25 protein-coding genes and 1 riboswitch are annotated in these 25,315 nt (G+C 69.6%); of the genes, 13 read left to right on the top strand and 12 right to left on the bottom strand.

All coding sequences use genetic code 11. From position 1 onward, the window contains the following. Window position 1: 1 nt before the first annotated feature. The gene (locus AB0M95_RS13230) at window positions 2–565 is read right to left on the bottom strand and encodes a LemA family protein (RefSeq protein WP_363763055.1); all 564 of its coding nucleotides are present in this window, start codon (window positions 563–565) and stop codon (window positions 2–4) included. Window positions 566–827: 262 nt separating this feature from the next. Further along, a complete protein-coding gene (gene pepN / locus AB0M95_RS13225) occupies window positions 828–3,395 on the bottom strand; it encodes an aminopeptidase N (RefSeq protein WP_363763052.1) in 2,568 nt (855 codons plus the stop codon). A gap of 354 nt (window positions 3,396–3,749) precedes the next feature. Between pepN and AB0M95_RS13220 the strand changes: the two genes are divergently transcribed. From AB0M95_RS13220 to AB0M95_RS13210, 3 genes are all read left to right on the top strand, one after another. Next, entirely contained in the window at window positions 3,750–4,400 is a 651-nt protein-coding gene (locus AB0M95_RS13220) for a disulfide bond formation protein DsbA (RefSeq protein WP_363763049.1), read from the top strand. Between the two features lie 92 nt (window positions 4,401–4,492). Then, complete coding sequence (locus tag AB0M95_RS13215) at window positions 4,493–5,896, top strand: aldehyde dehydrogenase family protein (protein ID WP_363763047.1); 1,404 nt, start codon at window positions 4,493–4,495, stop codon at window positions 5,894–5,896. After that, on the top strand, window positions 5,893–6,354 hold the full coding sequence (locus AB0M95_RS13210; protein ID WP_363763044.1) for a hypothetical protein: 462 nt from the start codon (window positions 5,893–5,895) through the stop codon (window positions 6,352–6,354). The genes AB0M95_RS13215 and AB0M95_RS13210 overlap by 4 nt, the downstream gene beginning before the upstream one ends. Before the next feature lie 7 nt (window positions 6,355–6,361). Here the strand turns inward: AB0M95_RS13210 and def are convergent, their stop codons facing one another. Beyond that, on the bottom strand, window positions 6,362–6,850 hold the full coding sequence (gene def, locus AB0M95_RS13205) for a peptide deformylase (protein ID WP_363763041.1): 489 nt from the start codon (window positions 6,848–6,850) through the stop codon (window positions 6,362–6,364). Between the two features lie 131 nt (window positions 6,851–6,981). On the opposite strand from def, the gene AB0M95_RS13200 reads away from it, so the two are divergent. After that, window positions 6,982–7,449 (top strand): ribose-5-phosphate isomerase, encoded by a 468-nt coding sequence (locus AB0M95_RS13200; protein WP_358523787.1) that lies wholly within the window; start codon window positions 6,982–6,984, stop codon window positions 7,447–7,449. A 144-nt stretch (window positions 7,450–7,593) separates the two neighbouring features. On the opposite strand, the gene AB0M95_RS13195 is transcribed toward AB0M95_RS13200, so the two are convergent. Further along, complete coding sequence (locus AB0M95_RS13195; RefSeq protein WP_363763038.1) at window positions 7,594–7,803, bottom strand: hypothetical protein; 210 nt, start codon at window positions 7,801–7,803, stop codon at window positions 7,594–7,596. A gap of 111 nt (window positions 7,804–7,914) precedes the next feature. Further along, window positions 7,915–9,168: a GNAT family N-acetyltransferase gene (locus AB0M95_RS13190; protein ID WP_363763035.1), complete on the bottom strand. Its 1,254-nt coding sequence runs from the start codon at window positions 9,166–9,168 to the stop codon at window positions 7,915–7,917. Between the two features lie 119 nt (window positions 9,169–9,287). On the opposite strand from AB0M95_RS13190, the gene AB0M95_RS13185 reads away from it, so the two are divergent. Then, window positions 9,288–10,403 (top strand): PP2C family protein-serine/threonine phosphatase, encoded by a 1,116-nt coding sequence (locus AB0M95_RS13185; protein ID WP_363763032.1) that lies wholly within the window; start codon window positions 9,288–9,290, stop codon window positions 10,401–10,403. A gap of 11 nt (window positions 10,404–10,414) precedes the next feature. Here the strand turns inward: AB0M95_RS13185 and AB0M95_RS13180 are convergent, their stop codons facing one another. Further along, window positions 10,415–11,020 (bottom strand): response regulator transcription factor, encoded by a 606-nt coding sequence (locus tag AB0M95_RS13180; protein ID WP_363763029.1) that lies wholly within the window; start codon window positions 11,018–11,020, stop codon window positions 10,415–10,417. 250 nt (window positions 11,021–11,270) lie between these two features. Here AB0M95_RS13180 and AB0M95_RS13175 point away from each other — a divergent pair, with 250 nt between their 5' ends. Next, a complete protein-coding gene (locus AB0M95_RS13175) occupies window positions 11,271–12,575 on the top strand; it encodes a site-2 protease family protein (protein WP_363763026.1) in 1,305 nt (434 codons plus the stop codon). Between the two features lie 49 nt (window positions 12,576–12,624). Here the strand turns inward: AB0M95_RS13175 and AB0M95_RS13170 are convergent, their stop codons facing one another. From AB0M95_RS13170 to AB0M95_RS13150, 5 genes are all read right to left on the bottom strand, one after another. Next, entirely contained in the window at window positions 12,625–13,566 is a 942-nt protein-coding gene (locus tag AB0M95_RS13170; RefSeq protein ID WP_363763023.1) for a hypothetical protein, read from the bottom strand. Window positions 13,567–13,615: 49 nt separating this feature from the next. Then, window positions 13,616–13,750, bottom strand: a riboswitch (cyclic di-AMP (ydaO/yuaA leader). A 66-nt stretch (window positions 13,751–13,816) separates the two neighbouring features. Further along, window positions 13,817–14,896 (bottom strand): galactose-1-phosphate uridylyltransferase, encoded by a 1,080-nt coding sequence (gene galT, locus AB0M95_RS13165; RefSeq protein WP_363763020.1) that lies wholly within the window; start codon window positions 14,894–14,896, stop codon window positions 13,817–13,819. Continuing rightward, window positions 14,893–15,693 carry a DeoR/GlpR family DNA-binding transcription regulator gene (locus tag AB0M95_RS13160; RefSeq protein WP_358523765.1) on the bottom strand — a complete coding sequence of 267 codons (801 nt, stop codon included), beginning with the start codon at window positions 15,691–15,693 and terminating at the stop codon, window positions 14,893–14,895. The genes galT and AB0M95_RS13160 overlap by 4 nt, the downstream gene beginning before the upstream one ends. A 323-nt stretch (window positions 15,694–16,016) precedes the next feature. Beyond that, window positions 16,017–16,622 carry a TIGR03086 family metal-binding protein gene (locus AB0M95_RS13155; protein ID WP_363763017.1) on the bottom strand — a complete coding sequence of 202 codons (606 nt, stop codon included), beginning with the start codon at window positions 16,620–16,622 and terminating at the stop codon, window positions 16,017–16,019. A 107-nt stretch (window positions 16,623–16,729) separates the two neighbouring features. Further along, window positions 16,730–18,079, bottom strand: a complete 1,350-nt coding sequence (locus AB0M95_RS13150; RefSeq protein WP_363763014.1) for an NAD(P)/FAD-dependent oxidoreductase — start codon at window positions 18,077–18,079, stop codon at window positions 16,730–16,732. Between the two features lie 908 nt (window positions 18,080–18,987). On the opposite strand from AB0M95_RS13150, the gene AB0M95_RS13145 reads away from it, so the two are divergent. Continuing rightward, the gene (locus AB0M95_RS13145) at window positions 18,988–19,179 is read left to right on the top strand and encodes a hypothetical protein (protein ID WP_363763011.1); all 192 of its coding nucleotides are present in this window, start codon (window positions 18,988–18,990) and stop codon (window positions 19,177–19,179) included. Window positions 19,180–19,905: 726 nt separating this feature from the next. On the opposite strand, the gene AB0M95_RS13140 is transcribed toward AB0M95_RS13145, so the two are convergent. After that, on the bottom strand, window positions 19,906–20,697 hold the full coding sequence (locus AB0M95_RS13140; RefSeq protein ID WP_363763008.1) for a GntR family transcriptional regulator: 792 nt from the start codon (window positions 20,695–20,697) through the stop codon (window positions 19,906–19,908). Window positions 20,698–21,282: 585 nt separating this feature from the next. On the opposite strand from AB0M95_RS13140, the gene AB0M95_RS13135 reads away from it, so the two are divergent. From AB0M95_RS13135 to AB0M95_RS13110, 6 genes are all read left to right on the top strand, one after another. Then, entirely contained in the window at window positions 21,283–21,681 is a 399-nt protein-coding gene (locus AB0M95_RS13135; protein ID WP_363763005.1) for a hypothetical protein, read from the top strand. Window positions 21,682–22,030: 349 nt separating this feature from the next. Beyond that, on the top strand, window positions 22,031–22,771 hold the full coding sequence (locus tag AB0M95_RS13130; RefSeq protein WP_363763002.1) for a GntR family transcriptional regulator: 741 nt from the start codon (window positions 22,031–22,033) through the stop codon (window positions 22,769–22,771). Window positions 22,772–22,881: 110 nt separating this feature from the next. Next, on the top strand, window positions 22,882–23,304 hold the full coding sequence (locus AB0M95_RS13125; RefSeq protein WP_363762999.1) for a plasmid replication, integration and excision activator: 423 nt from the start codon (window positions 22,882–22,884) through the stop codon (window positions 23,302–23,304). After that, window positions 23,304–23,603, top strand: coding sequence for a hypothetical protein (locus tag AB0M95_RS13120; protein WP_363762996.1), 300 nt, complete (start codon window positions 23,304–23,306; stop codon window positions 23,601–23,603). Before AB0M95_RS13125 ends, AB0M95_RS13120 begins: the two co-directional genes overlap by 1 nt. Before the next feature lie 98 nt (window positions 23,604–23,701). Then, window positions 23,702–25,126: an FtsK/SpoIIIE domain-containing protein gene (locus tag AB0M95_RS13115; RefSeq protein ID WP_363762993.1), complete on the top strand. Its 1,425-nt coding sequence runs from the start codon at window positions 23,702–23,704 to the stop codon at window positions 25,124–25,126. Next, window positions 25,123–25,281 (top strand): hypothetical protein, encoded by a 159-nt coding sequence (locus AB0M95_RS13110; RefSeq protein WP_363762990.1) that lies wholly within the window; start codon window positions 25,123–25,125, stop codon window positions 25,279–25,281. The genes AB0M95_RS13115 and AB0M95_RS13110 overlap by 4 nt, the downstream gene beginning before the upstream one ends. Window positions 25,282–25,315 lie beyond the last annotated feature (34 nt).

The following is a 25,315-nucleotide window of genomic DNA, read 5'->3' as shown; positions in this document are numbered from 1 at the left end:
GTTAGAAGCGGACCTGGACCGGGCCGCGCTCCTCGCCCGGGGCCTGGAAGTACTCGCGGGCCTGGAAGCCCGTCATGCCCGCCACCACGTTCGCCGGGACCGTCTGGATGCCGTTGTTGTAGGCGAGGACGGCGTCGTTGTAGTACTGACGGGCGTAGGCGATGCGGTTCTCGCTGGTCGCGAGCTCCTCCTGGAGGACCGCGAAGTTCGCGTTGGCCTTCAGGTCGGGGTAGGCCTCGGAGACCGCGAACAGGTTCTTCAGCGCTCCGGTGAGCATGTTCTCGGCGGAGGCCTGGTCACGCGGGCCCTGGGCCATGAGCGCCTGGTGCCGGGCGGCCACCACGGCCTCCAGCGTCCCGCGCTCGTGGGTGGCGTATCCCTTGACGGTCTCGACGAGGTTGGGGATCAGATCGTGACGACGCTTGAGCTGGACGTCGATCTGCGCCCAGGCGTTGTCCACCGCGCCGCGCTTCCTGACGAGGCCGTTGTAGGTCGAGACGAGGAGGAGGACGAGGAGGAGGACGAGAAGGACGGCGAGAACTGCGACGACGGCTAGAGCGATCAAGGGGGGCCTCCCGGACGTGCGATTACAGCGCGCACAGTAGACCCGCGGTGGTCCGCTGTAAACGGCCGCTGTCGCGCTCAGGCTCCCATGTCACACCCGTTTGGTTGCAGCCCGCTTACAGGGCGCTGAAGTGCGCGGGGCGCGAGGCCGACCGGCCCGCCCGACGCTCAACCGGACTTGAGCGTCGGGTGGGCCTGGCTCGGAGAGGGACGCGTCCTGCGAGCGCCGCGCCGCACGTGGGCGGGGCGGGCTCCGTGGAGGGTCAGCCGGCCGCGGCGTCCTTGGCGCGGGCGCGCAGTGCCCGGCTGATGCTGTCGGCGCCCTCCAGCAGGAGACGGCGCAGCGCGTGCGGCGGCTCCTCGGCGGAGATGTAGTCCTGCGTGCGGGCGACCGTGGCGGGCTCGATCAGCAGCACGGGGTAGCACCCGATCGCGAAGCGCGACGCGGTGTCGAACGTCCACTCCTTGTAGATGCGGCCGACCTCGTCGAAGAACGGCTCGCCGAACGGCTGGAGCAGGTCGACGTGGTGCGGGTCCATGAATCCGACGATCGTCGAGCGCAGCACCGCGCCGCTCAGCGTGCCGCCGGTGATGGACGCCCAGGTCTCGGCCTTGGCCTCGGCGGTCGGGATCGCCGCCTGGCACAGGGCGGCCGAGCGCTCGCCGGTGGCCGTCGGGTCGCGCCGCAGCTCCTCGGCGATGTCCTCGGCGGAGTGGACCCCGCCGGAGACCAGGGCGTGGATCAGCGTCCAGCGCAGGTCGGCGTCGACGGTGAGCCCCTCCGGGACGTCGGTGCCGTCGAGGATCGCCTTGACGTAGGCCAGGTCGCCGGGCGAGGTGGCGCCGGTGGTGAACGCGTTGACGTAGGAGAGCTGGTGGTCGGATCCGGGCTCGGCCGAGGCGATCAGGCCGCGCAGCGCCGCCGACAGCTCGGCCATGCCGGTCTCGCGCCAGGCCGGGTCGGCATACTGCTGGGCGGCGAGGCGCGCCTGGCGCAGGACGGTCTGCAGCACCGTGATGTCGGTGATCGAGTGGACTCCGGAGGTGACCAGCCGGACGTAGTCGCGCGTCGCCATCTCGGCGTCGCGCGTCATGTCCCAGGCCGCCGACCAGCACAGGGCGCGGGGCAGGGACTCGGAGAAGGCCGCGATGCCGCCGTCGACCAGCGTGCGCAGCGACCGATCGTCCAGGCGGATCTTGGCGTACGTCAGGTCGTCGTCGTTGATCAGGACGAGGTCGGGCTGCGCCTCGCCGATGAGCTCCTTCACAGGAGTGCGGGCGCCGACCACGTCGAGCTCGACCCGCTTGACGCGCACCAGGGCGTCGCCGTCTCGGGAGTACAGACCGATGGCGACGCGGTGGGAACGCAGCGTCGGGTAGTCGGCCGGTGCCTCCTGGAGCACCTCGAAGTTGAGGAACCTGCCCTCGGGGTCGACCGTGAAGGACGGGCGCAGCGTGTTGACCCAGGCGGTCTCCAGCCATTCCTTGGACCAGGAGGACAGGTCGCGGCCCGAGGTGCGCTCCAGGGCGGACAGCAGGTCCTTCAGCTCGGTGTTGCCCCAGGCGTGCTCGCCGAAGTAGTCGCGCACGCCCGCCAGGAAGTTGTCCAGCCCGACATAGGCGACGAGCTGCTTGAGCACCGCGGCGCCCTTGGCGTAGGTGATGCCGTCGAAGTTGACCTCGACGGCCTGCATGTCGGGGATGTCCGCGGCGATGGGGTGGGTGGAGGGGAGCTGGTCCTGACGGTAGGCCCACGACTTCTCGACGTTGGCGAACGTCGTCCAGGACCCCTGGCCCCAGCGGGTGGCCTCGGCCTGGCACAGCACCGACATGTAGGTGGCGAAGGACTCGTTCAGCCACAGGTCGTCCCACCAGCGCATGGTGACCAGGTCGCCGAACCACATGTGCGCCATCTCGTGCAGGATCGTCTCGGCGCGGCGCTCCACCATCGCGTCGGTGACGCGGGAGCGGAAGATGTAGTCCTCCAGGAAGGTGACCGCGCCGGCGTTCTCCATCGCGCCCGCGTTGAACTCGGGGACGAAGATCTGGTCGTACTTGCCGAAGGCGTAGCGCAGGCCGAAGACGCGGTGGAAGAAGTCGAAGCCCTGCTTGGTGACCTCGAGCACGTTGCCGGCGTCGAGGTGCTCGGCGAGGGAGGCGCGGCAGTAGACGCCGAGCGGGATGCCGTCGTGCTCGTCGCGGACCACGGAGTAGGGCCCGGCGATCAGCGCGGTGATGTAGGTGGACATCACCGGGGTGGACGGGAAGTGCCAGCGCTTGGCGGTCCGCAGCGTGCCGTGGCGGCCGCGGTGCTCCTCGAGGTCCTCGACGGAGTCGGGGGCGGCGTTGGAGATGACCTCCCAGTCGGCCGGGGCGAGCACGGCGAGCTCGAACGTCGCCTTCAGATCGGGCTGGTCGAAGCAGGCGTACATGCGGTGGGCGTCGGCAGTCTCGAACTGCGAGTGCAGGTACACCTTCTGGTCGACGGGGTCGACGAAGCGGTGGAGGCCCTCGCCGGTGCGCATGTAGGTGCAGTCGGCGTCGACGCGCAGCTCGTTCTCGGCCGCGAGCGCGGGCAGGGGCAGACGGCCGGTCTCGGCGTCGTACGTGGCGACGTCGAGGTCGGCGCCGTTGAGGACGGCCGAGCGGAGCTTGGCGCCCGCCAGTTCGATGAAGGAGGCCGCGCCGGGGTCGGTGCAGGAGAAGCGGACCGATGTGATGCTTTCGAACCGTTCGTCACCTTCGGTGAGGTCGAGTTCGACCGAGTAGGACTCGACCTTCAGCAGTCGGGCTCGCTCCCGGGCTTCGTCACGGGTCAGGTTGCCTGCCACATCCGCTCCTCATCACAATCTCCCCCGCCCCTTCGCGAGAGGAATGCATGAATCCTGCCACGTCGGTCGCCGGAATGCCGCACCGGAAGCGCTCCTTCCCCCGCCGGTGAAGGGGCTTACGCTCGCCGCGAAGCGCCGGGCAAGAGGGGCCGCGCGAACGGCCGAAGTTGGAAAAGTCGGGATTTAGTCAAGGACTTCGGACCCTGCACGCCAAGACCGTGACGGCGGTTACGCATGGTGACGACGGTGCCGGTGATGATCGGCTTCAATTCCCTACCGGATTCGGGGGAATATAAGCCGGGGCGGCGGAGGTTGTGGCTGCGAGCTACTGGAATCACGAGCAGGAAGACGGCCATGACTGAACGAACCCCGGTGGACTTCTGGTTCGACCCCATCTGCCCATGGGCCTGGATGACGTCTCGCTGGCTCCACGAAGTCGCCGCCGTGCGGCCGGTCGAGCCGCGGTGGCACATCATGAGCCTCGCCGTGCTGAACGAGGACAAGGACATCTCCGAGGAATACCGCCTGATCCTCAAGCACGCCATCAAGCCCGTCCGCGTCCTGCAGGCCGCCGCCGAGAAGTACGGCGAGGACGTCCTCGGCACGCTCTACACCGAGCTCGGCACCCGCATCCACAACCAGGGCCGCCTCAAGAGCGTCGACATGAGCGACGACGCGGGCGCGGCCTCCGCCGTCTTCCGCGAGGTCGTCGCCGAGGCGCTGGAGGCCGCGGGCCTCGACCCGAGCCTCGTCGACGCCGCCGACGTCACCGACCACGACGAGGCCATCCGCCGGTCGCACGCGAAGGGCATCGACCTCGTCGGCCAGGAGGTCGGCACGCCGGTCATCGCCGTCGGCGACGTGGCCTTCTTCGGCCCGGTCGTCTCCCCGGCCCCGAAGGGAGAGGACGCGGCCAAGCTCTGGGACGGTGTGCTCCTGGTCGCCGGCACCGACGGCTTCTTCGAGCTGAAGCGCTCGCGCACCCGCTCTCCGATCTTCGACTGATCACGGAACGCGTACGGGGCGCCGCCGAGGGTTGCGGCGCCCTGTGAGCCGTGGTCGGATCGGGCTGTGAACCCGTGCGAGGGGTGAGGGGTATGCGGCAGCTCTACGTGCAAGGAACCTGGGCCGACTCCGCGTCGGGCGAGGCGGTCGAGGTGATCGACCCGGCGACCGAGAAGGTCATCGGCCACGTGCCCGCGGGGTCGGCGGCGGACGTCGACCGCGCCGTGGCCGCCGCGCGCGAGGCCTTCCCCGCGTGGGCCGCCACCACGCCCGCCGAGCGCGGCAAGCTGCTGAGATCGGCGGCCGACCTGCTCAAGGCCCGCGCCGAGGAGGTCGCCAGGACGATCGCCACCGACATGGGCGCGCCCTACGGCCTGGCGCTCAAGGTGCAGACGCTCATGCCCGCCGGGGTGCTGGCCGACCACGCCCGCCTGGCCGAAGAGCTCTCCGAGGCCGGGACGCGCGTCGGCAACTCGCTGGTCCTGCGCGAGCCCGCCGGCGTCGTCGGGGCCATCACGCCGTGGAACTACCCACTGCACCAGGTCGTCTGCAAGGTCGCCCCCGCCCTCGCGGCCGGATGCACCGTCGTGCTCAAGCCGAGCGAGGTGGCCCCCCTGGCCGCGTACGCGCTCGCCGAGATCTTCCACGAGGCGGGCCTGCCCGCCGGGGTGTTCAACATGGTCAGCGGCCGGGGCCCGGTCGTCGGCGAGGCGATCGCCGCCCACCCGGACGTCGACATGGTCTCCTTCACCGGCTCCACCCGCGCGGGCAGGCGCGTCGCCGCCCTGGCGTCGGAGACGGTCAAGCGGGTGGCGCTGGAGCTCGGGGGCAAGTCGGCCAACATCATCCTGCCGGGTGCCGACCTCGGCGCGGCCGTCAAGGCGGGCGTCGCCAACGCCTTCGTGAACTCGGGCCAGACCTGCTCGGCGTGGACGCGCATGCTCGTCCACCGCGACTCCTACGACGAGGCCGTCGAGCGCGCCGTGGACGCCGCGTCCGGCTACACCGTCGGCGACCCCTTCGACCCGGCGACCCGCCTCGGCCCCCTGGTGTCGGCCGCCCAGCGCGACCGCGTGGCCCGGTACATCACCCGGGGACAGGAGGAAGGCGCCCGGCTCGTCGCCGGCGGCGGCGTCCCCCCAGGGCCGGGCTACTTCGTCGAGCCGACCGTCTTCGCCGGGGTCGAGCCCGGCATGGCGATCGAGCAGGAAGAGATCTTCGGCCCGGTGCTGTCGATCGTCCCCTACGCCACGCAGGACGAGGCCGTCGAGATCGCCAACGGTACGCCGTACGGCCTGGCGGGCGCGGTGTGGGCACGCACGCGGGACGAGGCGGTGGCCGTGGCCCGGCGGCTGCGCACCGGCCAGGTGGCGATCAACGGCGGCCGGTTCAACCCCGCAGCGCCGTTCGGCGGCTACAAGCAGTCCGGCATCGGCCGCGAGCTCGGCGAGTTCGGGCTGGAGGAGTACTTCGAGCTCAAGTCCCTGCAGTTGTGAGCACGGCGGCGGGGCAGGGCACGCGACGGGTCCGGCGGATCGGCGCGTTCGACGTCGCGCTGGCGCTCGGCGGCCTGCTGCTGGTCGTGCTCGCCCTGCAGAACGCCGGCCCCGCGCTGGCGGCCCTGCGCGGCCAGGGCACGCAGGGCACCTTCACCGCACGGCGGCTGGAGTGCGTCGAGCACCCGGGTCACGGGCAGTGCTCCTGGCTCGGCACGTTCCGGTCCGCGGACGGCAGGGTCGTGCGGGACGGGATCGCCTTCTACGGCAGCGAGCGGGGCACGTTCACCCCGGGGGCGGCCTCGCCCGCCTTCGACACTGGCAGGCCCGGCCATGTCTACGGCCCCGGGGGCTCGAACGAGTGGACGGTCGTCGCCGGGCTGCTGCTCGCGGGCCTGGCGCTCGTGCTCAGGCCCGTCGCGCGGCTGGTGCGCCGCAGGATCGCGGTGGACGCCTGAGGCGGGGTCAGGGGGTCTGCAGGAGGATCTTGCGCGCGGCGTCCTTGGCCAGGCGGTCGACGTACAGGATGCCTTCGAGGTGGTCGTACTCGTGCTGGAAACAGCGGGCGAGCAGGCCCCGGGCCTTCAGCCGGACCGGCCGCCCGAGCCGGTCGAACCCGCTCACCGAGACGCCGGCCGCGCGGGGCGTGCGCGCGTACAGGGGCTTTCCGGTCTCGCGGCCGGGCACCGACAGGCAACCCTCCTCGTCCAGGACCTCGTCGGCGTCGTCGACGGTCAGCTCGGGGTTGATCACGTGCCCCTTGCGCCCTGCGGCGTCGTAGACGAACAACCTCCTGGACACGCCGATCTGCGGCGCGGCCAGCCCGACGCCGTCGGCGGCGTACATCGCCTCCATCATCTCGTCGACGAGCCTGCGCAGATCCCTGTCGAACTCCGTGACCGGATCGGCGGGGGTGCGCAGGACGGGGTCACCGATCACGCGGATCTCGCGCATGAAGCTCTCCTGTAAGAGGTCACCTGGCGTAGTGCCTATTACTGTAATGGAATCGGGGCCGGTGGCGCGCCCGCCGCCCGTACGGCGCGGCCTGATGGACCCGCGCCGGACGGGACTGCGACAATAGGGGGGTGCGCGTCTACATCGCCGCCGATCACGCCGGCTACGAACTGAAGAATCACCTGGTCTCGACGCTCAAGGAGCGGGGTCACGAGGCCGTGGACGAAGGTCCCTTCGTCTACGACGCCGAGGACGACTACCCGATTTTCATATTCCGCGCCGCCGAGGCCGTGGCCAACGACCCGGGCAGCTTCGGCGTGGTGATCGGCGGCTCGGGTAACGGCGAGCAGATCGCCGCCAACAAGGTGCGCGGCATCCGCGCGGCCCTCGCCTGGAGCGAGGAGACTGCCGAGCTGGCCCGCCGCCACAACGACGCCAACGTCATCAGCCTGGGCGCGCGCATGCACTCGCACGAGGAGGCCGCGCGCTTCGTCGAGGTCTTCCTGGAGACCCCGTTCTCCGGCGACGAAAGGCACAGGCGCCGCATCGCCCAGATCGAGGCCTACGAGGCCACCGGAGTGATCCCCCCGCTGCCGTAGGGCTGTGCCTATTGCCGTGCCATCCGGCACGGCGGTTCGGGGCGCCCCTTTTGGCGGCGTTCTTCCGCCCTCAGGCGCAAGGGATCGTTCCTCACCCTTGCCCGCGAGGACTCCAGAACACCGCCTTGCCTCGCTTCGGGCGGGTCAGGAGTCGCGGTGGCGGGGGTCGGGTCTGCGCTGGGGCTCGGCGCCGCGTGTCGCCTCGGTCCTCCTCGCCTGGGGGTCGGCCTTGCGGGTGGCCTCGTCGCGCAGGGGGCGCCGGTCCGCGGCGTCCTGCTGCTCGCCGGTCGGGCGCGAGACGTCCCGCGCCCGCATCGCCGTGATCGGGGTGATCTGCAAGCTCTGAAGTGCCATGTCCAGATGGTAGGCCGCCGCGCCTCGAATCACCGAGCGGAGCGTGGCCATAGGCACAGTTCGGGGAAGGGCGCCCCGCAGCCGTGCCGGAGGCGCGGCCATGAACGCTGTTTAGAAGATGAGTCCTCCCCACGGGCGGGTCTCCCAGGACATGGCCGCCGACAGCGCGCGGATCGCCCCCGGCCGCGTCTCGCGGATGATGCCCGCGGCCTCGTAGGAGCCGAGCGCACGTCCGCCCAGGTACGCGGCCCCCAGCACGCTGACCGGAAGCTCGATGTCGGCCGGGTCGTTCGTGCGGTGGCAGGTGGCGCCCGAGGCGTCGGCGGACAGCCGCCACCGTCCGGCGTTCCACGGGCAGAAGGTGTCGGTGACATCGATGACGACGTCCACGGGCGCGGAGTAGGCGCGGTAGGGCAGGGCGCGGTCGACGTCCACCACGCGCGCCCACATGTCGTCCAGCCAGCCGGCGTTCAGCAGGCGCGGCTCGGTGAGCAGGTGCATGAGGGGGTCGTCCACCGGCCGGCTCGGGGCGAACACCCGCGCGACCAGGTCGCGCTCGAGCACGTGCCGCCACAGCAGCGCGTACGCCGCCGGGTCCAGCCCGAACAGGTCGGACACCCGTAGCTCGCCGTCCGGCAGGTCGTGGTCGGTCACGCCGGCCTTCGCGCGGAACAGGACGTAGCCTCGCGGCCCGGCGTCGTCCTCGGCCACCACGCAGCGCAGCGAGGACCTGCCCCGGCGGGACTTTTCGTCGTCGGCCAGGATCGCGTCCCACATCGCCGGGCTGCGCCGGTACAGGCCGGGACGGCTCGGCAGGACGGACTCGAACACCTTCTCCAGGTCGCCGCGGGCCGCGGCCGGACGCACCACGCGCAGCCGCAGCGAGGGGTCCGACGGCGCGTGGTCGGCGAGCCGCGCGCCGCGCGTCGGGATGCGGAAGAACAGGTTGTCCACGGCCCTGCCGTAGCCGAACCGGCCGTAGATGGCCCCTTCGGAGGCGTACAGCAGCGCCACGGGTTCGCCGCCCTCGTGCAGGCTTTCGAGCTGGGTGCGCATGAGCCTGGACAGGATGCCTCTGCGCCGATGCGAGGGTATGACACAAACGGCCGATACACCGCATACGGGGCGTGGCCCGCCGGGCAGCGTCATGGTCAGACTCAGGCCCACCGTGGAACCCACCAGCCGGTCGCCGTCGTAGGCGCCGAGCATGCGGTCGAACTCCATCAGGGCCTTGAACCGCTCGACCCGCGCGGGGCTGTAGTCCTCGACGAAGGCTTCTTGGTCGATCTCCACCCATTGCGGCCAATCCGACTCGTCCATGGGGCGGATGACCGTCTCTGGCCTGGGCTTTGGTTGGCTGTTCATCCGATTAACGTTAGGACCGGGCAAACCGGATCGGCCACCTAATATCCCCGTTTAATGATCAAGGTCTTGGTCAAGTCTGCTGCCCAAAGGGCCGGGGGACAGATAGAGTCGAGGCCATCATGAGTTCTCGTCCGGCGCCGCTGATCCCTCCACGGCTCCGCGCGATCTTGGTTCGCGTCCCGTTCCTCGTGCGGATCGTGCGCTTCCTCCGCAGGGGGCCACTGGCGCGCGACCGGAACCTTCTCATCACCCTCAGCGCGCTCACGCTCCTGCTCGGCGCGCTCGCCGCGCGGGTCTCCGCCGAGTGGTTCTCGCCCAGCCTGCTCATCCTGGTCACGCTGGTCGGCGGGCTCCAGCTCCGGCTGCGCAGTCTGGCCGTCCTCATCGGCGCGGTGGGGGTCGCGCTGGCCTACATCGCCGCAGTCCTGGGCTTCCGGTCGGTCGGCCCCGGGCTGCTCGTCACCGTCGGCTTCACCACCGTGCTCGCCTTCCTCATGGCCCGTACGCGCGGCAAGCTCGGCGTCCAGGGCCTGCGCGGCGACGCCATGCTGCTGGAACTGCGCGACCGGCTCAAACGGCAGGGCGACCTGCCCGCGCTGCCCAAGGACTGGGGCAGGCGCGTCGTGCTCAAGCAGGCGGGTGGCTCCTCCTTCGGCGGAGACTTCCTGGTCTCCACGCGCCACGGGTCGATCCTGGAGGTCGCGCTGGTCGACGTGTCCGGCAAGGGCGTGGACGCGGGCACGCGCGCCCTCATGCTGTCGGGCACGTTCGGGGGTCTGCTGGGCTCGGTCGAGTCGTTCCTGCCCGCCTGCAACGCCTACCTCCACCGCCAGCCCGAGGGGGAGGGGTTCGTCACGGCCGTCCACCTGCGCCTCGACCTGGCCACCGGGGCCTACGAGATCACCTCGGCCGGCCATCCCCCCGTGGTGAAGTTCGACGCGGGAACGGGCACCTGGCAGGTGTCGGCGGCCAAGGGCGTGGTCCTGGGCGTCGTGCCCGATCTGCACTGCGAGCCCGACAGCGGCGTCCTGCACAAGGGCGACGCGCTCATGCTCTACACCGACGGGCTGATCGAGCAGCCCGGGCGGGACATCGATTCCGGCCTCGACCGGCTGCTCGGAGAGGCCGAGCGCCTGGTGCCCTCGGGCTTCCACGACGGCGCGGGTCCCCTCGTCAACTCGATGTCCGCGGGGCACAACGACGACTGCGCCCTCATCCTCATCTGGCGTCCCTGACCTGCCGGTCTCTACAGCCAGCCCGCCTCGGCGGCGATCCTGACGGCGTCCACGCGGTTGCGCGCCCCTGTCTTGCAGATGATGCGGGATAAGTGGTTTCGGACCGTTCCTACGGATAAATAGAGCTTCGCCGCGATCTCCTTGGAGGCGGCCCCCTGCGCCGCGATGCGCAGCACGTCCATCTCGCGGGGCGTCAGCGGGTTGTCGGCCGAGGTCAGCGCGGCGATGGCGAGGTCGGAGTCGACGGCCTTGCGCCCGGCGGCGACGCGGCGGATGCCGTCCGCGAGGTGCTCGGGGGCGATGTCGATGCTCAGGAATCCCAGCGCGTGGGCCGCGAAGGCGCGCCGGACCTGGCCTGGATTGGGCTGGCCCGACAGCAGCAGCACCCGGCAGCGGGGAGCCTTCTCGTGCAGGCGCGCGGCGGCGGTGAACCCGTCGACGTCCGGAAGGTCCACGTCGATCACCGCGGCGTCCGGGTCGAGTTCAAGCGCGGCCGGGATGATGTATTCGCCGGAGGCGACATCGGCGATCACCATGAGATCCTGCTCCCCGTTCAGCGACGCCACCAGTCCCCGGCGTACCAGCGGGAGATGTTCGGCGACCAGGATGCGTATCAAGGCGCTCCCTTGAGTGGCCCTGGAACAGATCCGGCAAATGCCGCTTCGCCGGTTCATATCCCACGGTGTCTAGATGATTGCTTACCGTCAATGCAGTCTCCCGATTCGGTCCACGCCGCGCAAGTCACTCCTACGGTTGGTCGTCGATGCGGTCTTTCGGGGTACGGCGGGGTCCGCCGGGGAGTTCGGTTAGGCTCGGAGGGGGCAATGTAAACAGCAGGCATCTTCTCCGCAGGTGGGGGTAGCACCTATGAGCTGGCTCATCGTGGCCGGGTTTCTCATCTTCTTCCTCGGGATGGCCTTGTCCATTGCCCTGCACGAGTTCGGGCACCTGGTACCCGCCAAGTTCTTCGGGGTCAGGGTCACGCAGTACATGGTCGGTTTCGGTCCGACGGTCTGGTCGCGGCGCCGCGGTGAAACCGAATACGGCCTGAAGTGGATTCCGTTCGGCGGTTACATCCGCATGATCGGCCCGCTGCCCCCGCGGCCCGACGACGGCGGCAAACTGCGCTCCATGCCCACCGGCCCCTGGCAGGGCCTCATCGAGAGCGCCCGGCAGGCATCTCTGGAGGAGGTCGGCCCCGGCGACGAGGACCGCGTCCTGTACCGCAAGCCGTGGTGGCAGCGCCTCATCATCTTCCTCGGCGGCCCGCTGATGAACTTCGTGCTGGCCTTCGCCCTGTTCTCGGTCGTCTTCATGGGCTTCGGCATCGAGGTCACCAAGCCCACCGTCGCCAAGGTCTCCGAGTGCGTCATGACCCTCGCGCAGGAGACCAAGGGGCAGAAGTGCGACTCGTCCTTCAAGCCCACGCCCGCCGCGCAGGCGGGCCTGCGGACGAACGACACGATCGTCTCCTTCGGCGGCACGCCCGTGCGCACCTGGGAGGACGCCACCCGGCTGATCCGCGCGCACGGCGCCGGCCCCGTCGCCATCGGCATCCACCGCGACGGCAAGCCGATGACGCTCACCACCACCCTCATCGCCCAGGACCGCCCCTCGGCCGCCGATCCGAGGAAGATGGACAAGAACGTCGGCTTCCTCGGCGTCACGCCCGTCATCGTCGTCGAGAAGCAGGGGCCGGGGTACGCCGTCGGCGCGATGTGGAACATGACCGTCCGCACGGCGCAGGCCCTGGCGCAGTTCCCCCAGAAGCTCGTCGGCGTGTACCAGGCAGCCTTCGGCGGGGCCGAGCGCGCGATCGACAGCCCGCAGAGCGTCGTCGGCGCGGGCAGGATCGGCGGTGAGATCGCCGCCTCCAAGCTCCCGCTGGAGGGGAAGATCGCCCTGTTCCTCCAGTTGCTCGGCGGCATGAACCTCGCGGTCGGCATGTTCAACCTCGTCCCGCTGCTGCCCCTGGACGGTGGCCAGATCGCGGGCGCGCTGTGGGAGGGCCTCAAGCGCGGGTACGCCCGGGTGCGCCGCCGCGCGATGCCGGGGCACGTCGACATCGCCAAGGCCCTGCCGCTGACGTACGGCGTGGTGGCGGTGCTGTTCGTGGTCTTCGGCCTGCTGATCTACGCCGACATCGTCAACCCGATCCGCCTGACGGGCTGACCCTCACTCGCCGGAGGCGCCGCCCGGCCGGCGGCGCCTCGTCCGGCGTTCAGTACATCGAGATGTGCACGTGGTCGAAGTGGTTGGCCGTGACGCCGCCCCGGTCCTCCATCGCGCGCCAGCCCGGGAAGCCCAGGTTGTAGATGCGCTGCCGGTAGATGACGTACTTCACGCCCAGCTTGCCGCCGTTCTTGATCGCCCAGGCGGCGATCGCGCCGCCCAGCGCCGCCTGTCCGGCGGACGGCATCGCGCCGCCCGAGCTGAGCATGAAGTCGCAGGCCCTCCCCAGCGGATGCTCGCCGGAGTCCTCGGGCCGGTAGCAGCCGACCGGGAAGCTCAGGTCGAAGTGGCTGCGCACCTCCGCCCGCATCAGGCGCATCCGCGGGGTGATGTTGTCGCTCCCGGCGGGCAGTTCGGGGGCCCACGATCCGTTGGCCCGCTTGCCGGGCGCGTTCGGCACGAGCGCGTCCAGCTTGTCCTTGATCTGGCCGATCAGCCGCTCGGCGTCCTTGCGCTGAGCGGTCACCTCGGCCACGTCGCCGCGCAGGCGCACGGTGAGCCGCGCGGCCTCGTCCGAGGCTTTCCTGCGCTCGTCCCGTACCACCGCGAACTTCGCGATCTTGGCGTTCTGCTCTTCCTGGAGCTGGAGGAGCAGGGCGGCGCCGCCGTAGCCGGGGGACATGAGCTGGCCCGCGACGCCGAGGTCGCCCGCCTGGTACTGGAGCTGGGCGAGGTCGCCCACCTGCTCCTGCACCGCCTCCAGGCCCTGCTCGGCCTCCTTGAGGCGTGAGCGCGACGCCTTCTCGGCCGCCTTGGCCTCGGCCACGGCGACGCGCTTGGCGTTGTACTTCTCGATCAGCCGGTCGACCTGCTTGCCGAGCGATTCCAGTTGTGCCTTGAGCTGCTTCTCCGTCGGTTTGGGGGCGGCGCTCGCGGCCGCCGCCGGGGCGAGCGTGTGCCCGGCCATGGTGAACATGGTGAGAACGGTCATGACGCCTGCGGCCACGGTGGCGTGGCGGCCGGTGGTCGGGGGCAGAGCCCTCTCCTCTCCATCCGCCGACCGGGTTAGCTGACGGGTTCGGGCCGGAGCAGCCCTACCACGACGTGGATTCACCCCAGAACCGTTGGGTCCCCGGTTCCCGGGCGGGGCACCCGGGATTAGGCGTACCGGCCGTTACGGCCGGTGTTCGATGGATGTTAGTGGTTGACCGTACCTCGCGGTAGCTTTGTGGTGAATTGTCCTAAAAACCGTCTTGTGTCCGGAGTTGTCGGGCCGCCTCCTCGGGCGGCACGTCGTTCACGAAGGCGCCCATGGCGGACTCCGACCCCGCCAGGTACTTCAGCTTCTGCGGCGCCCTGCGGATGCTGAAAAGCTGCAGGTGCAGGTAGGCGAGGTCGCGCCCCTCGCGCACCGGCGCCTGGTGCCAGGCCGCGACGTACGGCATGGGCACGTCGAACAGGCCGTCCAGCCGCCGTAGCACCCCGGTGTACAACGGGCCGAACGCCGCGCGCTCCTCCACGTTCAGCGACCCCAGGTCGGGGACCCGCCGGTTCAGGTACACGTGCACCTCGAACGGCCAGCGCGCCGCGGCGGGGACGAACGCCGTCCAGTGGTCGTTCGCCGCCACCACGCGGATCTCGGCCTTGCGCTCGGCCGCCAGAACGTCGGCGAACAGGTCGCCGCCCGTACGCTCGCGGTAGCGCGCGGCGGAGGCGAGCATCTGCCGGGTCCGCGGGGTCACGTACGGATACGCGTAGATCTGCCCGTGCGGGTGCGACAGGGTGATGCCGATCTCCGCGCCGCGGTTCTCGAAGCAGAACACCTGCTCCACGCCCGGCAGCGCGGACAGCTCCGCCGTCCGGTCCGCCCAGGCCGTCAGGACCAGATCGACCCGCTCGGGGGAGAGCGCGGCGAACGAGGAATCGTGCTCGGAGGTGAAGCACACCACCTCGCACCGCCCCACGCCGGGCCGCACCTCGCTCAGCCCGCCGGGCTCCTCGTAGGTGCCCTCGTGGTCGCTGAAGGAGGGGAAGCGGTTCTCGAACACCGCGACGTCGTACTCGGGGGAGGGGATCTCGGTCCGCCTGCCGGGCACCGAGGGGCACAGCGGGCACTGGTCGGCCGGAGGCAGGAACGTACGGCCCTGCCGGTGCCCGGCGACGGCGACCCACTCGTCCATGATCGGGTCGTGGCGGAGCTCGGAGGCCCGGGGCCGCGCGGGCAGCTCGCGCGTGTCGGGCGCGCCGCGGTCGGCGTCGTCACGCCGGTCGAAATAGATCAGCTCGCGTCCGTCGGCCAGGTGGGTGACGGTTCGCTTCACTGGGCCGCCACCTGCGCCGCCTCGCCCGGTTCCGCCAGCACCAGCGTGCCGACCTGGTCGGACAGCAGGGGCCTCGCCTCCTCCGGCAGGCCCGTGTCGCTGACCAGCACGTGCGCCTCCTCCAGTTTGGCGATCGTGCTGATGCCGACGGTGCCCCACTTGGTGTGGTCGGCCAGCACGACGAGCTGCTGCGCGGCGGCGACGAGCTCCCGGTTCGTCTCCGCCTCCAGCAGGTTGGGTGTGGTGAAACCCGCCCGCGGGTTCATGCCGTGCACGCCCAGCATCAGGGTGTCGACGTTCAGCTCGCGGATCGCGGCCACCGCGACCGGCCCGACCAGCGCGTCCGACGGCGTGCGCACCCCGCCGGTGAGCACCACGGTCTGGTCCGGACGGCCCGCGCGGTGGAAGACGTCGGCCACCTGCAGGGAATTGGTGATGACGGTCAGCTCGGGGACGTCGACCAGGTGGTGGGCGAGGGTCCAGGTCGTCGTGCCGGCCGACAGCGCGACGGCGGTGCCGGGCCGTACGAGCTCCGCGGCCCGGCGCGCGATGGCCTCCTTCTCGGCCTGCTGGCGCACGGACTTCGCGGCGAACCCGGGCTCCTCGGTCGACCCCGCCCCCGTGGCCGTGGCGCCGCCGTGGACCTTCTCGATAAGCCCTCGTTCCGCCAGGACCTCCAGGTCGCGGCGGATCGTCATGTCGGACACCCCGAGCTCGCGCACCAGATCGGCGACCCGCGCCGCGCCGTTCCTGCGTACGCGCTCGAGGATCGCCTGCTGCCGTTGCTGGGCCAGCATCGTCGCTCCTCTTCAACAGATTTCCCCAAATTATCACATATTAGTACCGGTCCAATGTTGGAATGTGATGCCGGAACGCTCACTTCGACGGACCGGCCGCTGTGACGATTCGCGACGTCCCCGGCCCGCGTCTGCGCTCTCTTTGACGTTTGGGCCTTGTGCGGAACCCGGTCACGGGACCAGATTGGAAACAGGAATCGAACAGGAAGGGACGCCAAGATGGCCAGACGTGCGCGCAAGGGCCGGGCCCGCAAGAAGAGGAAGGCCAACCACGGCAAGCGGCCGAACGCGCGCTGACCCTCCCCCGGGCCTCCAAGCCGCGCTCAGGCCCCTTCCGGGGCTCCTTCGTCCTCCAGACGCCCGCTGCGGCCCCAGGCCGCCAGCAGGCGCGTCTGCGCGTCGGCGTGGTCCGGTGACAGCGGGCGATCTCCTATCACTCCTGCCTGCCGGTAGGACTCCTCGGCCCCGGCGAACCACGCCGTGCACACCTCCACCAGCTCCGGGTCGAGGCGGTCGTCGCCGCCGATCGCCGTCGCGAGGTCCCACGTGTGGATCAGCGTGTCCGCGAAGAGCTCGGTGATGTACTCCTCGCCGGGAATGTCCCCGAAGGACAGGCGGACCGTGCGGGTCGGCACGTCGTCCGGCTCCATCGCGCGCACCGCGGCCGCCGCGGCGACGTCGAACGCCTTCACCGGGTCGTCCCCGAGCAGGTCGCCGTCCAGCAGATCACCGAGTTCCCCGGCCGACCTGCCCGCGAGAAGCTCCGGCGCCCACAGGCTCTCGCCCACCAGATGCTCGACCAGAGTGCGGACGTTCCAGTCCGCACACGGCGTGGGGAGACGCCACTGGTCGGCCTTGACCTGGTGCACGTACACGCCGAAGTGGTCGAGAGCCCGGCGGTACGCCTCGCGGATGTCCATCGTCATCATGCCCCTCCCGCGTCCTCGCCCCCGACGTTAACCCGCCGCGCAAGAACTCGTCAGGGGGCCCTGCGCCCGCCTCTCAGCGGGAGGAGCACCGGCGTGTCGTGTCCATTTCACCCGAGACCGGCCAGCGCGTCCTCGACCGCCCGGTGGAACGTCGGATACGCGTAGATCATGCTCCTCAGCCGCTCGACCGGGATCCGCGCGTGCACCGCGAGCGTCAGCAGGCCGAGCACCTCCCCGCCGGACGGTCCCGCGCACGTCGCGCCCGCCAGGACGTTGCCGTCCGCGACGAGCTTCACGAAGCCCTCGGACCGCGCGATCCACCCGCGGGCGGAAAGCGGCGTGACGGCGACGCGCACGTCCAGGCCCTGCTCCCGGGCCTGCCGCTCGGTCAGCCCGACCGCGCCGACCTCCGGATCGGTGAAGGTCACACGCGGCACGGCGTGGTACGCCGCCGTGGGGCCAGGCTTGCCGAGGATGTCGGCCAAGGCGATCTTCGCCTGGTATGTCGCCATGTGGGTGAAGTTGCCTTTACCGGTGACGTCGCCGACCGCCCAGACGCCGTCGGCGGCCCGCATGTGGTCGTCCACGTCGATCGCCCGCGCCGACTCGTCCAGCCCGGCCGCGGCCACGCCGAGCGCCGGGAGGTCGGTGCGGCGCCCCGTGGCGACCAGCAGCCGCTCGGCGCGGTGGCTGCCGCCCTCGGTCATGACCGTGAAGGCCGACCCGTGGTGGTCCACGCGGGTGACCGCGGTGCCGGTGCGGACGGTGACGCCCTCGCCGCCGAACACCTTGGTGATCAGCTCGCCCGCCTCCGGCTCCTCCTGGGGGAGCAGGCTCCCGGCGGCCTCGATGACGGTGACCCGCGCGCCGAATCGGGCGTACACCTGAGCGAGTTCGGCCCCGACCGCGCCACCGCCGAGGACGATCAGCGACTCGGGCATCCGCTCGGCCTCGATCGCCTGATGGTTGGTCCAGTACGGGGTGCCGTGCAGCCCGGGGATCGGCGGCACGGCCGCCTGCGAGCCGGTCGCCACGACCACGCCCCGGCGGGCGCGCAGCACGCGGGCGCCGCCCACGAGCACCTCCCGCGGGCCGGTGAGCTTCCCACGGCCGCGCACGAGGGTGCCGCCCTTACCGATGAACCGGTCGGCGGCGGCCTTGTCGTCCCAGTCGTCGGTAGCCTCCTCGCGGATCCGGCGGGCCACGGGCGCCCAGTCGGGGGAGATGGACGCCTCGCCCGACATGCCCGGGATCCGCCGGCCCTCGGCGAGGAGATCGGCCGCCCGGATCATCATTTTGGACGGGACGCATCCCCAATAGGGGCATTCGCCGCCCACCAGGCCTGCTTCCACCCCGGCGACGGCGAGCCCGGCCTCGGCGAGGCTCCCGGCGACCTCCTCACCACCCGGCCCGAGGCCGAGGACGATGACGTCGAACTCTTCCGTTTCCGCATCCATGGCCATCCTCTGCCCCGACCGATATCCGCCGAACGTCACCTCAATTTAAGGATGTCCGAAAAGTCGAAACTCGACGGCGTATGGGGTGGCTACACGCCTGGCGCGGGGCGCTGGAGAGGCCCCGGACGGTCGGATCCACGAGCTGGCGCAGGCGGGTGCGCAGGACGGCCGGGGTTCCTTCTCCTGGATGATCTTCGACATCCTGACATCGTATGCGCGAACCGTCAGCCGACCCGTGAACGGGCACGCGATGGGCGCGACGCCGAAAACGGCCCCGCAACGGGAAAGGCCCGGGCGGGACGGCGTCCTACCTGGGCCTTCGGAACGAGAGCGGACGACGGGAATCGAACCCGCGTAGCCAGTTTGGAAGATTTCGGCTCAAGATCCCCTGACCTGCTCCGGTGCTGGTCAGAGGCCGTGCGGCCTTGACCGTGACTCCCCGTGATTCCCTCTTGATCGCCGCCCCATCGGGCACGCAACGGGCATGCCGTGCGGACGTCTCAGATCGGCTATGATCGGTCTCGCTGGGAGGTGTATGGGGCCTCTCGCCGAGTCTCTTCGCAACGGAGGGCTTGGTGATCGCCGAGATCGGCAAGATCGGAACACTTGTGAAGAGCACAACTCACGGCCTCAGTTCGACCAGATCGACTGAGCCCGAAGGCGCAAAGCCCGGACAACGTGAGATGAGGGCAGGCAACCTGCCCAGGTCGCTGTACAAGTGGGCCAGAGCGCGGCCTGTTTTGTAGCACCTCCCGGAAGAGGTGCCGCGAGGCGAGAGCTGTGCGCGAGGTGCGCCCAAGGCTGTGAGGCACACCCGCTGGTCATTCGTAGCACTGGCAAGAAACCACCACCCCGACGTTTCTCCTGTTGAGGCCGGGCTCAGCAGGAATGATCCGTAGGGAGTTTTGGTGCTGTCGCTGTTCGAAGCGGCGTGGTCTCACATGCCTGGCGCTACCACTTGCTTCATCATTTTGGTCTTGATCGTTGCTGCCGTGATCGTCATCATCGGCTTGTCAGCGATCAAGAAGGGACGTTCCCAAGACGTTCCGCAGATCCTGCACGAACTCTTCGGGTGGATGAGCTGGAGGAAGCCTAAGTAAGGGCTTCCCACAGCACTGCCCTGCCTGATCGTCCCGTCTGCCGTCGTCCCACCCGTCAGGGGAGCGGGCCAGGGCCAGGGGGTCAAGGTGGAGCGCCCCACCGGACGAACGACCTTGACCCCCTGGCCCTGGTCTGCTCGGCTTGTCCTGGGGCGATGGTAGACGGGACGATCAGGCTTCCTCCTCAGCCCTCCGAGACCTTCGGTTTGGAACCGCGATCCCCCGGAGCCGGAGCGCCCCCGCCGGAGGCATAAAGACGGAGAGCAATCCGCGGTGAGGTCCCGTGGCCGGCGACGGCGCGCCCTGGTACGGCGGGTCTGCGGTTGGTGCGGCGGGCGCTGTGTACGGCGGGCGGCCCGCGTTCCCGCCGCCGTTCGGGACCGGCGCCCACGCCGCACGCCCGGACGGCGGGCGGGCGGCGGGCCGTGCGGCGGCGCGGAGCGCCGTCGCCTTGATTCCTAAAAGCGGGATTCGGCAGTGATCGGGATACGACAAAGGCACCGCTCCGGGGGGAACGGTGCCTCAGTCGTCGCTACTCGGTGGATGGTCTGGTGCCGGATCGGGTTCGTCGGTCGGGTCTAGCCGGGTACCGCAGTTCCAACACGAGCGGGCTATCTGCGGTTGAAAGGACTTGCCGCAGTTCGGGCAACTGGGCCTGAGCGGTATCGGCTCGCCGAACTCGTCTACGAACTCGATGGGCGGTTCTGCCATAGGCGAATCCTCGCGTCAGCGGGGGCGGTCCATCAAGTATGTGAACTGGTAGCGGTCTGTCGGGAAGACGATAACCGCCGCCTCGACCGGCACAAGGTTGTCTGTCCCTTCTTGCGTCGCGCGCACCGTCTGATGCACTTCGAGGACATGCACGCCTTCGGGGATGACGAGTTCTTCCGCCTCCTCCGGCGTGGGCGGCCGAACGATCAAGGTCTCTTCTACCTGCTCGATCGTCCAACCGATGGCGGCGAACCTGGCGTTCAGGCCGCTGTTTGCGTACTCGCCTTCGTGTGGGTGCTTGATGACGGTGTCACCAGTGATCGAGAGTGGTTCCCAGGACACGGACTTGCTCATGGGGCGCTCGCCCGCGAAGATCCGATATTCCGTCGTCATGACCTCCTGTCCTGCGGGGATCTCCAGCCGTTGCGCGATGACGTCTGTAGCAGATGTGACGGTGGTCTGGTGGCGAGCCTCCGGCCTGAGTCCGGCGCGCTCCGCCTCCTGCACGTATGTCCGCTCGCGCCCCTCGAAGTAGCGATGCGGGGCCGTTCGGGTCATCCGCCGGTTTTCGGCAACGTATGTGCCCTTGCCTGCCTTGCCGAAGACCAGCCCTTCCGTGCGCAGTAGGTTAAGCGCGCTCTTGGCCGTGATCATGCTCACGTCGTACTGCTGGCACAGTGCGGCGGCGCTCGGCACAGGGTCGTTCGGCCTCAGAGTGCCGGACGTGATCTGTTCCCTGAGATCACTGGCTATGCGGATGTACGCGGGCCTCTTGGACTGTTCGGCGCTGTCTGCGTTCCGTCCCACACGCGTCTCCCGTCCCAATTAGTTGGTTGGTATGCGTTGACATACCAGGTATGGATCTGCAAGCTTGGTATGGCAATCCATTACAGGTTAGCAGCCATCGGGGATTTGGAAAGGGGCGGCATCGCGTGGACGACTGTGTGTCCTGCGAGGGCAGGGGTTGGAAGTACGTGAGCCCTCGGCGCGGACTTCTGGCCGTGCCTGGCGGGGCTGTCAGACCGGGCCGTGTCCGTGAGGCGTGCTCGACGTGCTGGCGCGTTCGGTCTTCGGCTGCCGCCGAAGGTGAGGACTCGTGAACGTCGGGCGTAGGCCGGCCAAGGATGGCGGCGGCAATCATCGGCGGTCGTCGGGGCGTCACAGGCAGGGCGGGCCTATCCCGGAGGAGGTGTCTCGGCGCGCCTTTGACGTGTCCGCCAAGGCACAGGCGGCCCTACTCGATCAGCTCGAACCCGGATGGCTCGTCTGGTACGGCCAATACGATCGGCTGTTCTACGCATTCGCTCTCACCGGTACGGTTCACCCCGGCTGCGTCTATGCGCCTGACCCTGATGCGTTGCGTGAGGTCATGCGTGAGGCGGAGGCTGCGGCGTGGCTTGGCAGGGCGTCATGACGCCGCGAGAGGGGATCGGTGAGCGAAGGGCCAATGCCCAGCGTGAGGCCCTGATCAGCTTGCGGCACAGCATGAACGGGTCTGGCCTGCGATGTCTCATCGTGGCACGTGTCCGCGTGGTGATGGCCGCCAAGTTCGGGCCGCGTATCTACTTGGCGCCTTACATGGAGGTGCGGCGCGGTACTCGCCTGCTGGCAACCATTTCCGTCAGCGAACGAGTGGGTAGAGATCCCTATTTCGTGATCACCCCGCCCGACCGTCAGGGCTTCGGGGTTGGTGTCGGTGACACTCAGGACGCGGAATCGACGGCCAAGCATCTTCGCAGCGTGCAGCAACTCGCCGACGTCACGACGGATGAAGGCAGTGAGCGGAGCTGACGCGCCGACCTTGGCTGAGCTGGTCGCCAAGTATGGTCGGCGCTGGGAGATCTTGGACTCCTCGGGTGGCGGCTGGATCGCGGTCCGCCGTCACGGGGTATCCGATCGCGCGCTAGCTCGGGGACTGTCCAATGTGCGGTGCGGGGACACGCTTAAGGAGCTTGGCGACTACCTGGCCGCTGAAACCAAGATCGAACAACTACCGCCATCCGTCGCCAGAAAACCCGCGCTTCCCATACCTCCACCACGGGTGGAATCAGATTCCCGGTCCTGACGCAGGAACGCCCGGCTATGCAAGCTGGGAGTTCCTGGCTATCCTGACGATAAGTCGAGTAGTGGGGTTGTTGTCATGTCGGTATCTGATGACGAGCAGTACGCGCCGCCGAAGTACGCGCAGATCGTAACGGCCATCCGGCGCAAGATCGCGGACGGCACGTACCCTCCGGGCTCGCAGTTGCCCTCTGAGACGGCGCTCGTTCGTGAGTTCGCGGTGAGTCGTCCGACTGTGGTCCGGGCGCTCCAGGTGTTGCAGCTTCGCGGCATCATCGACCGCGAGCACGGTAAGGGCTCGTACGTGAAGGCGATTCCCCCGGTCGGTGAAGGGGAGTCGTCTCGGACGGGCCGCGCGGTGCTCGATCGCGTGGAGATCGGGGAGGGTGCGGCGGTGCTCGAAGCTGGGTCGCGCCCTGCGCCGGCGAACGTGGCGGGGATGTTCGCCGTGCCGGAGAGTACTCCGGTGGTGATGCGCCGGGTGCTGCTGAGTGAGGCCGACGAACCGTGTGAGCTGGTCACCGCCTGGGCTCCGATTGAGCTGGCGGAAGGGACCGACCTGGGCCGCGCGCAGCCGTTGACGGTGAGCATCCGCCAACACCTGCAAGGGGTCAAGGGACTGCGGTTTGATCACGTGGTAGAGCGGTTGTCCGCGCGTCACCCGCTGCCGCATGAGATCGACGTGTTCGGCCTGAGCAAGACTGCTGCGGTGCTCGGCGTCGTCGCCCGGGTGTTCGACAGTTCGGGCCGTGTGGTGCTGGTGATCGACGTGGCGCTTCCGGGCTCGATGCATGAGCTGGAAGACGCCTACTCTCTGTGATGTGACGTAGCTCACCCCTCTCCTCGGAAACTCGTATTGTCGAGTGGCCGTTGTGAGAGGCAGAGTCAACTCGACAGTACGAGTTAGCGACAAAACGACAGGAGAACAAAATGGCAATCCCGCGAGCGTTCCGGGTCGAGTTCGGGGAGATGTTCCCGCTCGGCTGCTACATGGTCGGTGAGGTCGAGCAGGTCAAGGACTTCGAGGCGTCCACCCCCGGTAAGCCGGTGTGGGCGCGTGACAAGGACACCGGCGCGTTCGTCTGGCAGGTCACGGTGCTGGACTGCGACCCTGACGCCCGAGACAAGACGCTCAAGATCAAGGTCATCTCGCCGGTTCAGCCGGTGCCCCCGGCCCCGATGCCGGGGCTGCCGTTCATCCCCGTCGAGTTCGACGGCCTGACCGTCACGCCGTGGCAGAACGAGAAGAGGATCGCCTACTCGGTCCGGGCGCGGGAGATGCGCGCCCCCCGGGCGACGGCCGGTGCCACCTCGGCCCGGACCGCTGCGGCCGGTAAGCAGGACGCGGCCTGATGGGCAGGCCGGTCAACGGGTCCTGGCAGACCACGACCCTTCACGTTGACGGGCGCGGCCGGTCGGCCTGCTTCGTCTACCCGCACCGCACGCCGGTCTTTGAGGTCGCGGCCGGTAACGCGGTCATGAAGGTCACCTTGCACGCCAACCGGGTGGATGACGCCTCGGTGACCTTCGCCCGTGAGCTGGCCGAACAGGCGCGCACCTTCGCCGAAGCGGTCGAACGGCTGCACAAGGGCCAGATCCGGCGCGACTCCCGGCAGGCCACCGACCCGGCGACGCCCGGCAAGGCTGCCTGAGCGGTTGCAGGCGGGGCCGCTGGAAGCGCCAACTTCCGGCGGCCCCCGGGATTCCTCTCCCCATCGACTCTCACATCACGAGAAGAGGCGTTCAGTTTATGTTGCGTAAGCTCCCCGGGGACTACACCCGGGACATCGTCTCCACCGTCCCTGACTCGCTGGTGTTCCGGCCCACGGTGGTCAACACCCCGGCCATCTTCACCATCGCCGCGATCGTGCTCCGGGCGGTCGTGGGCCTGGTGCGGGCGGTGTGGCGTCACCCGCTCGCCTGCCTGGTCCTGCTCGTCCCGTTCACGCTGGGGGCGGTGTACGGCTGGCGCGTCGCCCTGGTGGTCGTCGTCGCGACCATCTCGGCGCTGGCGGGGTGGCGGCTGGCCGAACCGGTCTCGTTCTCGGCCTGGGTCGGGCTTCGACTGCGGGCGTGGTGGCGGTGGATGTGGATCTACCGGCGGCACTGGCAACCGGTCATGGTCGTCTCCGGGCTGGCCAAGCACATCGGCGGACGCGAGTACCTGCCCCGGCTGCTCAAGGTCACCTGTACGCCGACCGCTGACGTGGTGGCGGTCAAGATGCTGTCGGGGCGGTCTGCGGCGGACTGGCAGGACCGGGCCGACAACCTCGCGCACGGGTTCGTCGGCCGCGAGTGCCGGATCGCCTCGGCCATACCCGGCCGTGTGACCCTGGTATTCCCTCGGCGTGACCTGCTGGCCTCGCCGATTCCCGCGCTGCCCGTCTCGGGGGATGTGCAGGTGTCGGCGGTCCCGGTGGGCCTGCGTGAGGACGGCTCGCCCTACCGGCTCAAGCTGCACGGAACCCATGTCCTGGTCGCGGGCGCGACCGGTGCGGGTAAAGGGTCGTGGCTGTGGTCGGCAATCCGCGGCTTACTCCCCGCACAGCGGGCGCGGCTGGTGGAGATCTGGGCGCTTGATCCCAAGCTCATGGAACTGTCCTACGCGCGTGCCCTGTTCGGGGACCGGTATGCCGCCGACCCTGCCGACTGTGCCGACCTGCTCGAAGCGGCGGTCAAGGTGATGCAAGAGCGTGCGGGACGGTTCGCGGGAGTCCAGCGCAACCATGTCGCCACCGTCGATGACCCGTTCATTCTGATCATCGTTGACGAGGTGGCGTTTCTGACCGCCTACCAGACCGACCGCAAATGCCGGGAACGCATCGTCGCCGCGCTGGCGACACTCACCACGCAAGGGCGCGCGGTCGGCGTCGGGGTCCTGGCCGCGTTGCAGGACCCGCGTAAAGAGATCTTGTCCATTCGCAACCTGTTCCCTGACAAGATCGCCCTACGGCTGGACGAACCGACACAGGTTGATCTCGTGCTCGGCGACGGGGCGCGCGATCGTGGCGCGCTGGCCGATCAGATCTCGTCCAACCCGGCAACAGGTGCCGGCGTCGGGTATGTGCGGCTGGAAGCCTCCCCCGAACCGGTCCGCGTCCGGGCCGCGTACGTCTCCGATGCCGACATTCGCGCCATGGTCGCCGAGTACGCCGGGGCGGGTGATGCGGCATGAGCATGCTCGCCGAATGCCTGGAGGGCCTTCGCTGCTCGGTGTGCGGCTGCCTGGATGTGCTGTGGCTCGACCCCGTTCGGGGCCTGGTCGAGTGCCGCGAGTGCGGACAGACGGCCATCACGCTGCCCTGTGAGGACGGCGGTGAGGCCCCGTGACCCACCCGGACGACCGTTCCCTTCCCCGGGCCGT

Source organism: Sphaerisporangium sp. NPDC051017 (assembly GCF_040683095.1).
Classification (GTDB): Bacteria; Actinomycetota; Actinomycetes; order Streptosporangiales; family Streptosporangiaceae; genus Sphaerisporangium.
Note: the sequence above shows the minus strand (reverse complement) of the source record. Positions and strands in the feature narration are given on the sequence as shown.